This window comes from uncultured Sulfitobacter sp. (genome assembly GCF_947500075.1).
In the GTDB taxonomy this organism is placed as follows: Bacteria; Pseudomonadota; Alphaproteobacteria; order Rhodobacterales; family Rhodobacteraceae; genus Sulfitobacter.
In genome coordinates this window covers 20,229-33,157 of sequence record NZ_CANMQS010000002.1, presented here as the reverse complement: position 1 = coordinate 33,157, position 12,929 = coordinate 20,229, and the positions used below count along the sequence as shown (strand labels likewise).

The 12,929-nt window shown below is 62.6% G+C and carries 6 protein-coding genes and 1 pseudogene; 4 read left to right on the top strand and 3 right to left on the bottom strand.

The features are described from left to right. Window positions 1-75 precede the first annotated feature (75 nt). Window positions 76-1,119, bottom strand: coding sequence for an aldo/keto reductase (locus tag Q1A91_RS05035; RefSeq protein WP_299873829.1), 1,044 nt, complete (start codon window positions 1,117-1,119; stop codon window positions 76-78). 180 nt (window positions 1,120-1,299) lie between these two features. Between Q1A91_RS05035 and Q1A91_RS05030 the strand changes: the two genes are divergently transcribed. Both Q1A91_RS05030 and metG read left to right on the top strand, forming a co-directional pair. Continuing rightward, window positions 1,300-2,559: an MFS transporter gene (locus Q1A91_RS05030; RefSeq protein ID WP_299873826.1), complete on the top strand. Its 1,260-nt coding sequence runs from the start codon at window positions 1,300-1,302 to the stop codon at window positions 2,557-2,559. A 37-nt stretch (window positions 2,560-2,596) separates the two neighbouring features. Continuing rightward, window positions 2,597-4,369 (top strand): annotated as a pseudogene (gene metG, locus Q1A91_RS05025) (methionine--tRNA ligase); the annotation flags it as partial. Between the two features lie 88 nt (window positions 4,370-4,457). On the opposite strand, the gene Q1A91_RS05020 reads toward metG, so the two are convergent. Next, window positions 4,458-7,067, bottom strand: coding sequence for a methyl-accepting chemotaxis protein (locus Q1A91_RS05020; RefSeq protein WP_299873820.1), 2,610 nt, complete (start codon window positions 7,065-7,067; stop codon window positions 4,458-4,460). Window positions 7,068-7,199: 132 nt separating this feature from the next. Further along, window positions 7,200-8,132, bottom strand: coding sequence for a hydrogen peroxide-inducible genes activator (locus tag Q1A91_RS05015; RefSeq protein WP_299873817.1), 933 nt, complete (start codon window positions 8,130-8,132; stop codon window positions 7,200-7,202). Window positions 8,133-8,228: 96 nt separating this feature from the next. Here Q1A91_RS05015 and katG point away from each other — a divergent pair, with 96 nt between their 5' ends. After that, the gene (gene katG, locus Q1A91_RS05010) at window positions 8,229-10,445 is read left to right on the top strand and encodes a catalase/peroxidase HPI (RefSeq protein WP_299873814.1); all 2,217 of its coding nucleotides are present in this window, start codon (window positions 8,229-8,231) and stop codon (window positions 10,443-10,445) included. Between the two features lie 153 nt (window positions 10,446-10,598). Further along, window positions 10,599-12,869, top strand: coding sequence for a molybdopterin-dependent oxidoreductase (locus Q1A91_RS05005; RefSeq protein WP_299873811.1), 2,271 nt, complete (start codon window positions 10,599-10,601; stop codon window positions 12,867-12,869). Window positions 12,870-12,929 lie beyond the last annotated feature (60 nt).

Genomic DNA, 12,929 nt, shown 5'->3' with positions numbered 1-12,929 from the left:
CGTCAAAAAATCGTTTTCTTTCAAAGAAAACGGACGGAAACTTTCAAAGTTTCCGATGCCCGCCGCTGCCTCATCTCAATAGGGCATCGGGTGCTTGCGGTGGATGTCGTCCAGCGCGCTCATCACTTCATCGCTCAAGGTCACGTCGGCAGCACCCAGCGCCAGTTCCAGCTGATCCATCGTCGTCGCGCCAAAGATCACCGAGCCCATGAACGGCCGCTGGCGGCACCATGCCAGCGCCATATGCACCGGCTCCAGATCATGGGCCTGCGCCAGCGCCAGATAGGCCTCAACCGCCTTGAACGCGCGCGGTCCCTTGCGCCCGCCCAGCTCCGGCACCAGCGACATGCGCGACCCTTCAGGCACCCGGCCGCGCTGGTACTTGCCCGTCAACAGACCTGCGGCGAGCGGGGAAAAGGCAAACATATCAATTTCTTCGTTGATGCAGGCTTCGGCCACATCGGTGTCCGCCATCCGGCACAACAAGGAGTATTCATTCTGCACCGAGATGGGCCGTGGCCCGCCCACGCGCTCTGCCACGGCGGCCCATTGCGCCATGCCCCAGGCGCTTTCATTGCTCAGCCCGAAGGCGCGGATGGTGCCGCGCTTGATCTCGTCCTGAAGCGCGCCCATGCAGTCTTCCATATTGGCAATCGTCTCTGCCCTGTTCTGGCCGGAAGGATCATAGGTCCAGTTCTTCCGGAACATGTAGCTGCCCCGGTTGGGCCAGTGGAACTGATAAAGGTCGATGTAATCCGTCTTCAGCCGCCGCAGCGATCCCTCCACCGTCTCCCTGATCGTCTCGGAGGAGATCGGCGCCCCTTCGCGCACATGGGCCACGCCCGCGCCGGAGTGTTTGGTGGCCAGCACCACGTCGTCCCGGCGCATGTCGCGTTCAAACCACAGCCCGATGATCCGCTCCGTCCGGCCGGTGGTTTCGGCACTGACCGGGTTGACCGGATACATCTCAGCGGTGTCGATGAAGTTGATCCCGGCATCCAGCGCCCGGTCAATCTGTTCGTGCCCTTCGTCCACGGTGTTCTGCGTGCCCCAGGTCATGGAGCCGAGGCACAGATCGGTCACTTCAATATCGCTGCTGCCAAGTTTCTTGCGCTTCATTGCGTGGTCCTTCTGTTCGCCCTCTTGCGCACCCTACCCCGCTGAGTACGGGCTGCAAGGGCGCATCATCCCCGAGGGCGTGCCACAAAAAGCTGAACAATTCCTCCAAGCCGCTGAAAAACGACGCGGCGGGTCGGGAATTCGAGGGGCGGCATCTGAAAATGCGCCTAAGAGGATCCCATGCGCATGCTCATTTCCTTTGCCGCCCTGTTCCTGTCGGTGCTGTTGTTGCAGCTGTCCTCGGGCGGTGTGGGGCCGCTGGATGTGCTGTCGGGCACCGCACTGGGCTTTTCGCGCCAAGAGATTGGTCTCTTGGGCTCAGCGCATTTTCTGGGCTTCTTTATTGGCTGCTGGTGGGCCCCGCGCCTGATGGGATCGGTGGGCCACAGCCGCGCCTTTGCGGCTTTCACGGCCACCGGGGCGATTGGTCTTTTGGCCCATATGCTGGTGCTGGACGCCTATGCCTGGACGGTGATGCGTATGGCCTCGGGCCTGTGTGTCGCGGGCTGCTATACAGTGATCGAAGCCTGGTTGCAGGCCAAGGTCACCAATGACACGCGGGGCCGCGCGATGGGGGTGTACCGGGTTGTGGACATGACCGGATCGCTGGGTGCGCAGATGCTAGTCGGGGTCCTCGCCCCGGCCTCCTACGTTTCCTACAATCTGCTGGCGATCCTGTGCTGTGCCGCCCTGCTGCCCGTGGTGCTGAGCACGGTGCAACAGCCCGACACCCCCAGCCAGCCCCGCCTGCGGCCCCGGCTGGCGATTGACCGCTCTCCTCTGGCAGCAGCCGGGGTTGTGGTGGCCGCACTGTCCAGCGCCTCGTTCCGGATGGTCGGGCCGATCTACGGGCAGGAGGTGGGGCTCACGGCGGCGCAGATCGCGTGGTTCCTGTCGGCCTTCGTCATTGGCGGCGCGGTGGCGCAGTTCCCGGTGGGCTGGCTGGCGGACAAATACGACCGCCGCTGGGTGCTGATCTGGCTGTCGGTAGCGGCCATGGGCAGTTGCGCGGTCACGATCTTTGCCACAGGCCTTGGCACCACGGGGGTCTATCTGACGGCCGGCTTGTTCGGGCTTACGACCTTTCCGATCTATTCGGTCGCCGCCGCCCACGCCCATGACTTTGCCAGTTCCGAAGAACGGGTGGAGCTGTCTGCCGCGTTGATGTTCTGGTTTGCCGTCGGCGCGATCTTTGCCCCCTATGCCGCATCGGTCCTGATCGAGAATTTCGGACCACCTGCGCTTTTCGCGATGATCTCCGTCGGACATGGGGTGCTGGTTGTCTTTGGCCTGATCCGGATGCGCGCGCGGCCCGCGGCGCAGGAACGCACGGCTTATGTCTATGCGCCGCGCACCTCGTTCCTGATCGGCAGGCTGTTGCGCAAGGACCGCGACGCGGGCGCGCGCCGGGCGGATCCGCCATCAGACGCGCCGCGCTGATTGATCCGGGCGCGCAAGGCGGTTATGGAAGCCTGAACGCGCTAAAGGACACCTCATGGCCCGCCATCTGATCACTTCCGCCATTCCCTATATCAACGGGATCAAGCATCTGGGCAACCTTGTGGGCAGCCAGCTGCCTGCGGACCTCTATGCACGTTATCTGCGCACGCGGGGGCATGAGGTGCTGTTTCTGTGTGCGACGGACGAACACGGCACGCCCGCCGAACTGGCCGCAGCCAAGGCAGGCAAGCCGGTGGCGGCGTATTGCGCCGAACTGCACGACATTCAGGCGGAGATCGCACGCGGCTTTCGGCTGTCGTTTGATCACTTCGGTCGCTCCTCGGGACCGCAGAACCAGAAGCTGACGCAGCATTTCGCCGGGGTGCTGGCCGATCAGGGGCTGATCGACGAGGTTGAACAGCGCCAGATCTATTCCGAGACCGACGGCCGTTTCCTGCCAGACCGCTATGTCGAAGGCACCTGCCCCAACTGCGGGTTCGAGGACGCGCGGGGCGATCAATGTGACAATTGCACCAAGCAGTTGGACCCCGAAGACCTGATCAACCCGCGCTCCACCGTATCAGGCGCCACAGACCTTGAGATGCGGCCCACCAAGCACCTGATGCTGCGCCAGAGCGCGATGAAGGATCAGCTGGACGCGTGGATTTCATCCAAGACCGACTGGCCCGTGCTGACCACGTCGATTGCCAAGAAATGGCTGCACGACGGCGACGGATTGCAGGACCGGGGCATCACGCGGGACCTGAAATGGGGCGTGCCCGTCAAACGTGGCAATGCGGATTGGCCGGGGATGGAGGGCAAGGTCTTCTACGTCTGGTTCGATGCGCCGATTGAATACATCGCCTGCGCGCAGGAATGGGTCGATGCGGGCAAGGGCCCCGCGCCCGAACCGGGCGCACATAAAGACAGTGTCTGGGAGCGCTGGTGGCGCACCGATAAAGGCGCGGATGATGTGCGCTATACCCAGTTCATGGGCAAGGACAACGTGCCCTTCCACACGCTCAGCTTTCCCGCCACGATCATGGGATCGGGTGAGCCTTGGAAGCTGGTGGATTACATCAAGTCGTTCAATTTCCTCAATTATGACGGCGGGCAATTCTCCACCTCGCGCGGGCGGGGTGTGTTCATGGATCAGGCGCTTGAGATCCTGCCGAGCGATTACTGGCGCTGGTGGCTGCTGTCTCACGCGCCGGAGAATTCGGATGCGGAGTTCACCTGGGAGAATTTCCAGTCCTCGATCAACAAGGATCTGGCGGACGTGCTGGGCAATTTTGTCAGCCGTATCACCAAGTTCTGCCGGTCCAAGTTCGGTGAAGCGGTGCCGGAGGCCGGGGCATATGGAGCGCCCGAAGAGGCGCTGATTGCGGATCTGACGGCCCGCGTGGGGCGGTATGGCGCGGCGATGGATGCCATTGAAGTGCGCAAGGCCGCGCAGGAGCTTCGGGCGATCTGGGCGGCGGGCAATGAATATCTGCAAGCCGAAGCGCCCTGGACCACCTTCAAGACCGACCCCGACAAGGCCGCCGCACAGGTGCGGCTGGCGTTGAACCTGATCCCGCTTTACGCGCGGCTGTCATCCCCCTTTGTGCCGGATGCAGGGGCTGCGATGCTGGCGGCCATGGGCGTTGAGGATGCCGGATGGCCGGACGACGTGCCTGCCGCCCTGGCGCAGCTTGCCCCCGGTCACGCCTTTGAGGTGCCGGAGGTGCTGTTTGCCAAGATCACCGATGAACAGCGCGAGGATTGGGCGACGCGGTTTGCGGGCACCCGCGACGAGAAGGCTCTTTGAAAGGCCGGAGGCCTGTCGCATCGCTTTTTACGGTACCATCCCTGTGTTCAAGAGGCCGGTTTGCAGCGCGTGCTTTGGGCGCGCGGACCTAGAATTCCTCCCAGCCGTCGGCATCCAGATCAGCGCTCATATCAAGCGCGGCATTGCCCTGCGTCGCAGCAGCGGGCTGGGCTGCGGGAGGTGGCGCGCTCACCTGTCGGCTGGAGGGCGGCGGTGATTTTTCCGCTGACCGCGCCGGTGCCACCTCCTGCCCCTTCATGCGGAACCGGGAGACCGCATTGGCCAGCGCATCCGCCTCTGACGTCAGCGCGTGGCTGGCGGCTGTTGTTTCTTCGAACATGGCGGCGTTCTGCTGGGTGACGTGGTCGAGTTCGTTCACAGCTGTGTTGATCTCTGCCAGCCCGCTGGATTGTTCGCGGGCGGAGGTGGCAATGGTCGCGATCCGGTCAGAGATGTCCGAGACGGAGGAGACAATCGCGTCCAGCGCCTTGCCGGTGCGGTCCACCAGATCGACCCCCTGTTTCACCTGATCGCCACTTGAGCTGATCAGTGTATTGATCTCCCGCGCAGCGTCGGAGGAGCGTTGTGCCAGCGCGCGCACCTCTGTTGCGACCACCGCAAAGCCACGGCCCGCTTCGCCCGCGCGCGCGGCTTCGACGCCTGCGTTCAAGGCCAGCAGATTGGTCTGGAAGGCGATGTCGTCGATCACGCTGGTGATCTTTGAGATTTCCTGTGAGGAGTTTTTGATCCCATCCATCGCCTCCACCGTCTGGCGGGCAACTTTGCCGCCCTGTTCGGCGTTCTTTTGCGCCTCTGCCGACATTTTGGCTGCGTCATCCGCCCCTTCGGCTGCGGATTTCACCGAGACGGTCAATTCATCCAGCGCCGCGGCGGTTTCTTCAAGCGTTGCTGCCTGCTTTTCGGTGCGCCGGGACAGATCATCCGCCGCGGTGGCGATTTCGCTGGTTTCATTGCGGATGGAATCGGCGTTGTGCATCACGCCGCCGATGGCCTGACGCAACGCGGCGACCGCCCCATTGAAATCAGCGCGCAGGGCTTCGTAGTCCCCCGGCACGCTTTCGGAGATTTCGGAATCGAGGTCGCCATCGGCAAAATCACGCAACGCGGCGCCCAGGAGCGAGACGATCCGACCCTGTTCGGTTACGGCGCGCGCGCGGGCCTTTTCCGCGGCCTGCATGGCGGCGTCCTGATCGGTGACATCGGTGCCCAGAAAGATGATCTGTTCGGGCCTGCCATTTTCATCATCGATGGTCGAGAAGCTGCCCTCAAAGACAAAGTGTTTGTCTGCATGGGTGCTGTAGGCGCCGAACCGTCCCGGCGGTATCGCTTTTTCAAACAGCTTGCGGGCGAACAGCTTGCCATCGGGGTCATTGTCCAGATTGCCCGCAAAGATTTTTGACAGCGTACACACACGTGTGTCTTCAAAAGTGCCTTTGATCGCCTCAAGGAAGTTGTCGTTACACATGCTCACATTGCCGGCTTGGTCAAACTCAATCCTCACCTGCTTTGCGTTGATCGCATTCAGCAGGGCCGCGTTCCGCTCTGACCGGGTGCGGTCGGACCATTCCACGACGCAGCCAAAGACCGTGCCGTCGCTGGCCACCGAAGGGTTCAGCCGGATGCGCACCTTGCGGTTGCCAATCGATGTCAGCACTTCGGCCGGTTTGATGGCTGGCCCCTGCCCTCCACCGTCGAAGGCGGCTTTCAGCGGTGCCACGTCGGACAGCTTTGCACCAATCAGGGCGGTCTGGCTGATGCCCGGCCAGATCTCCGTCAGGTCAGCGCCGAAGGTTTCAAGCAGCGACGTGCAGGCCGGGTTGCAGAAGGTCACGGTCAGGTTTTCGTCCGCGACCATCAGCGGGGCGGTGGAGCCATCAAACGCCGCCCCCTTGAACATCGTTTCGTGCTGCGCATCTGCGGCATCGGACAGGGCAAGGCGGAATCCGTCCAGACGCCCGGCGATCTGACCAATTTCATCGCGGCGCTTGGTATGGGGCACCTCAACCGCGTAGTCCCCCGTCGCAATCTTGTTCATGGCCTGACCAAGCTGCACCAGCGGCCTGGACATTCGGTGGCGCAGTGAAAAACCGGCCACCACAAGTGCGGCAAGCAAGACCCCAAGCGCAAGCAGCAGCGTGCGTTTCTGTTTTTCGGCCAGGGTTGCCTGCTGATGCTCGAAAGTCCAAGCCGTCACGACACTGCCAACCGCCGTCCCATCCTTCCCGAACAGGACCGGTTCCGCGTGTTGCAGCCCATCAGCCGAGGACCGACCGCCGCCCGATTCCAGCGCCTGTTGCCCAAGCGCCTGCATTTGCTGGGCGCGCGTCCCCTCCAACGCGGGCGAGGCGGTCTGGTAGATCGTCTTGCCGGAGGCATCCGTGATCAGGACCCCCAGCACATCCTCGCCGGCGGTTTCGATGAACTGCCCCATTGCTGCTTCCAGCGCAGGGACATTGGCAAACCGCACTTCCCCGCCGATGTTGTCACTGATCAGCCCGGTCACGACGCCGACCCGGTTGGCCATCTTTTCATGCAGGATCTGGTTCATGCCGTAGGCATTGCGGGTCACGATCGTCGCGACCACGACAATGGTGCAAAGCGCAACCATGAAGGTGCATTTGAAGAACAGGCTTTGCAGGGGGCGAACGCGGGAGGTGTCCGTAGCGGGCGAAGTCATCAGCAATTCCTCTTGCGGGAAAGTATGGCACCCACAAGCGCGGGCTCTGCACCTTACGATCACAGGTCTTACGGGCTGATTAACAGCACCCTGCACATTCCCTCGTGCCCCCCCTGCCCTTTGCTTTGAGTTTTAGAGAGTTTCGCCAGATCGACTGTGCAGCACACGCGCCCCGTTGCAGGTCGTGCGCGCGGCCTCGCGCACGACCTGCGCCACTTGCAGCAGTTCCTGGGTCATCGGGTTGGTGCGGCGCCAGACCATGCCGATGGTGCGCCCCGGCACGGAGCCGCGAAACGCCGAACAGGTCACATCGGCCATGCGCGTCTCTAGCGGGACCGCCATTTCCGGCAACACGGTCACGCCCAACCCCGCGCCCACCATCTGCACCAGCGTCGACAGCGAACTGCCGTCCAGATCATCACGTGCAAAGCCCGCGGGGCGGTTGCAGAACGACAGGGCCTGATCGCGCAGGCAATGCCCTTCTTCCAGCAGCAGCATGTTGCGCAGTTCGGTGATATGCGGCACCGGGTGCGCGCCCTCCGCACGGGGCCGCACCAACACAAAATCCTCCGCAAAAAGCGGTGTTTCGGTGAGTGACGTCTCCTCAACCGGCAACGCCACAAGGGCGGCATCCAGGCGGCCCTGCAACAACTCCTCCACCAGTCTTGCCGTCTGGCTTTCGCGCAGACGCAACTCAATATCGGGAAAATGCGCGGACAGCTGCGGCACCAGTCCGGGCAGCAGATAAGGCGCCACCGTGGGGATCACGCCCAGCCGGAACCGCCCTGCAAGCCGCTCCCGCGAGGCCGCAGCAAAGGCACCCAGATCATCGGCCTGCCGCAGCAGGATGCGCACGCGGCTTGCAAAATCCTCTCCAAAAGCGGTGAGGCGCACCTGCCGCGCGCCGCGTTCAAACAGGGCCTTGCCGGTTTGCTGTTCCAACTCCTTGATCTGCACGGACAAGGCGGGCTGGGAGATCGCGCAGACCTCCGCCGCGCGGCCAAAATGCTGCTGTTCGGCCAGCGCTTCGAAATATCTGAGCTGTTTCAGGGTGAAGTTCGTCATAACCTCAGACTATCGCAGTCATCAGAACATTCAACTACAACTTATGATCTACGCTCGTTATAACGATTCTAAATTCCCCCAACCCAGGAGCAGATCATGGACGGCAATGATTATGAAAACGGCGGCGGTTGCCCCGTCATGCACACCAGCGCGAAGAACACCACATTCAACGTGCGGTCCAACAAAGACTGGTGGCCCAACCAGCTGAACCTCAAGATCCTGCACCAGAATGCCGCGGTCTGCGATCCGATGGAAGGTGACTTCGACTATGCCGAGGCGTTCAAGAGCCTTGATCTGGATGCGGTGAAAGCCGATCTGGCGGCGCTGATGACCGACAGTCAGGACTGGTGGCCTGCGGATTACGGCCACTATGGTCCGATGTTCGTGCGCATGGCATGGCATGCGGCAGGCACCTACCGCACGGCGGACGGCCGTGGTGGTGCGGGCTCCGGCTCCCAGCGGTTTGCGCCGCTGAATTCCTGGCCCGACAACGGCAACCTCGACAAGGCGCGTCGCCTGCTCTGGCCGATCAAGCAGAAGTACGGTGCGGCCCTGTCCTGGGCAGACCTGTTTGTGCTGACCGGCAACGTCGCGATGGAAACGATGGGCTTCAAAACCTTCGGTTTCGCGGGCGGGCGTGCCGATATCTGGGAGCCCGAAGAAGACGTCTACTGGGGCACCGAAACCGAATGGCTCGCCACTTCTGACAAACCGGGCAGCCGCTATTCCGGCGAACGGGCGTTGGAAAACCCCCTCGCTGCGGTGCAGATGGGTCTGATCTATGTGAACCCTGAAGGCCCGGACGGGAACCCCGATCCGCAAGCCTCTGCCCATGATATTCGCGAGACCTTTGCGCGGATGGCGATGAATGATGAGGAAACCGTGGCGCTGACCGCAGGTGGTCACACCTTTGGCAAGGCCCATGGCGCGGGCGATCCGGCGTTGGTCGGGGCGGAGCCTGAAGGCGCTGGCATCGAAGAGATGGGGCTGGGCTGGAAAAACGCGTTTGAAAGCGGTGTGGGTGTGCACACCACCACCTCCGGCATCGAAGGCGCATGGACACCGACGCCCACGACATGGGACATGTCCTATTTCGAGACGCTGCTGGGCAACGAATGGGAACTGACCAAGAGCCCCGCTGGCGCGCAACAGTGGAAGCCAAAGGGCGACGCGATGGCCGATGCCGTGCCGGATGCCCATGACCCCAGCCGCACACATGCGCCGATGATGACCACCGCCGATATGGCAATGAAAGTGGATCCGGAATACCGCAAGATTTCAGAGCGTTATGCGGCTGATCCGGCGCTCTTTGCGGATGCCTATGCCCGTGCGTGGTTCAAGCTGACCCACCGCGACATGGGACCCAAGGCGCGCTATCTGGGCAAGGAAGTCCCTGCCGAAGATCTGATCTGGCAGGACCCGATCCCGGCTGTGGATCACCCGCTGGTGGATGATGCCGACATCGCGGCGCTGAAAAAGCAGATCCTCGATACCGGTCTGTCCACGGCTGATCTGGTGTCTGTTGCATGGGCCTCTGCCTCTACCTTCCGGGGCTCGGACAAACGGGGCGGTGCCAATGGCGCGCGCATCCGTCTGGCGCCGCAGAAGGATTGGGAAGTCAACGAGCCTGCGAAGCTGGCCAAGGTGCTTGCAGCACTTGAAGGCGTGCAATCCGCGTTCAACGCCTCTGCCTCCGGTGGCAAGAAAGTCTCCCTCGCTGATCTGATCGTGCTGGGTGGCGGAGCGGCGATTGAAGCGGCGGCGGATCACAAGATCACCGTGCCCTTCACACCGGGCCGGATGGACGCCAGCCAGGAGCAGACCGACGTCGAGAGCTTTGAGCCGCTTGAGCCGCAGGCGGATGGTTTCCGCAACTACCTGCGCACCGAATTCTCTGTCCCGACAGAGAAGATGCTGGTGGACCGCGCGCAACTGCTGACCCTGACGGCACCTGAGATGACCGTGCTGGTGGGTGGCCTGCGGGTGTTGGGTGCCAACTATGGCGGGGCCAACCACGGTGTCTTCACCGACCGTCCCGGCACGCTGAGCAATGACTTCTTCACCAACATCCTCGACATGACCTGCACATGGGTCGCGACGGATGACAGCAAGCAGGTGTTTGAAGGCAAGGATCGCTCCACAGGAGACGTGGTGCGCACCGGCACCCGCTGTGATCTGATCTTCGGCTCCAACTCGCAACTGCGGGCTGTGGCAGAGGTTTATGGCAGCGCGGATGCGGGCGACAAGTTCATGTCCGACTTCGTTGCCGCCTGGACCAAGGTGATGAACGCAGACCGGTTCGATCTGGCCTGATCTGACCCTGCGCCAAGTTTGAAACCGCCCTCATGGAAACATGGGGGCGGTTTTGTTTTGGGCGATCGGTGCTTGTCCTTGCGTTAAGGATGTGACTTTCTCAAGATGCAGCCAACGGCTGCGCCACGCCATGTCCGAACGGATGAAGACACCATGACTGATCTCAAAAGCCTGCCCCTGACCAGCTTTCACTGGGGCACGTACCGTGTTGAGACGGAGGCAGATGACGTTGTGGCCCTGCACCCGTTTGAAGAAGACCCCGACCCGTCGCGCATCGGTGAGGGATACGTCGGCGTCCTGAAAGACAGCAACCGGATCACCGCCCCACATGTGCGCAAAAGCTGGTTGGAGAACGGACCAACGGGCACGGGTGCCACACGGGGCCACGATCCCTTTGTCGAGGTCAGCTGGGACAAGGCCGAAGAACTGGTCGCGGCAGAGCTGACGCGGGTGCGCGAAGCGCATGGCAACGAGAGCATCTTTGGCGGGTCCTATGGCTGGGCCAGTGCGGGGCGGTTTCATCATGCGCAGGGGCAACTGAAACGGTTCCTGAACCTGAATGGCGGGTTCACCAGGTCGGTCAATTCCTACAGCCTGGCGGCGGGTGAGGTCATTCTGCCCCATGTGCTGGGCGCGGGCAGTTTCCTGACAGGCGCGAACACATGGCAGTCGGTCATTGATCATTGCGACCTGATGGTGGCGTTTGGCGGGCTTCCGATCAAGAACGCGCAGATCGGTCAGGGTGGCGTGGGCGCGCATCGCGCAGGACCGGCTTTGCGCGCGGCCAAGGCGGCGGGGGTTGAGTTCGTCAGTATCTCTCCGCTGAAATCTGATGCAATTGATGTGCTTGAAGCCCAATGGCTCGCGCCGCGCCCCTCCACGGATGCGGCGTTGATGATCGCGCTTGCCCATACGCTGCTGGACGAAGGGCTGACGGACAGCGATTTCATCGCGTCCCACACAACCGGTTTCGACAGTTTCGCAAGCTACCTGCGCGGTGATGCGGATGGCACCCCCAAGACCGCCGATTGGGCCGCCGCGATCTGCGATCTGCCAGCGGATGACATCCGCACCCTTGCCAGGCGCATGGCGAAGGGGCGCACAATGATCTCCGTTTCCTGGTCGCTCACACGGCAGGACCATGGGGAGCAGCCCTTCTGGCTGGGCACGGTGCTGGCTGCAATGCTGGGGCAGATCGGCCTGCCCGGTGGCGGCATCGGCTTTGGCTATTGCGCGGTGAACACGGTGGGGCTTGAGCGGGAACGCCCTGACTTCCCCTCCGTGCCGCAAGGCCGGAACCCGGTAGAGACCTTCATCCCCGTCGCCCGCATCACGGAGATGCTGGAAAACCCCGGTGGCGCCTTTGAATACAACGGCAAGACCCGCCACTACCCAGACACCCGGCTGATCTGGTGGGCAGGGGGCAATCCGTTTCATCACCATCAGGATCTCAACCGGCTGCGCCAAGCCTGGACCAGACCCGATACAGTGATCGTCAACGAATGGTGCTGGAATGCGCTGGCGCGCCATGCGGATATCGTGCTGCCCTGTACCACGCCATTGGAACGCCGCGATGTCACGATGACGCCGCGCGATCCCTATATGATCTCCATGGAGCCTGCCGTGCCCCCTGCGGGTCAAGCCCGCAACGATTATGACATCTTCCGCGGCATCGCCCGGCATCTGGGGCTGGAAGAGGCGTTTTCAGAAGGCCGGACCGAAGACGATTGGCTGCGCTGGCTCTATGATGGGGCTCGCACGGAGACCGCGCAGACCAACCACCCCCTGCCCGCCTATGACACTTTCCGCGCGCAGGGCTGGCACAAGCTGCCGGTCACGGACACCCACCGGGTCATGCTGGAAGGGTTCCGCAAGGACCCGGTCGCCAACCCGCTCACCACGCCCAGCGGCCGGATCGAGATCTATTCGGAAACCATTGCCGGGTTCGGATATGCCGATTGCCCCGGCCATCCCACATGGATGGAGCCGGTGGAATGGCTGGGCGCTGCGGAGGAAGGTCAGCTGCATCTGGTGTCGAACCAGCCCAAGAACAAACTGCACAGCCAGCTGGATCACGGCCCCTATGCGCAATCCGAGCGGGTGAACGGGCTGGAACCGGCCCATATGAACGCACAGGACGCCGCCGCGCGGGGGATCAGCGATGGCGACCCTGTCCGCCTGCACAACGCCCGTGGGGCCTGTCTGTGTGCAGCGGTGGTCAGTGACGGGGTCCGGCCCGGCGTCATTCAGGTCAGCACTGGCGCGTGGTACAGGCCCGACGACGACGCAGGCCATTGCAGCAACGGCAACCCGAATGTGCTGACGCTAGACAAGGGGACGTCGTCATTGGCGCAGGGGCCGATTGCGCATACCTGTCTGGTGGAGGTAGAACGGGCTTTGAATACAGATATTCTTGACGAATAATCAACCTTCTACGGACAACTCTTAAAGTGCCTCTTGATCCCGTAGGCGCCAGAATCCCCC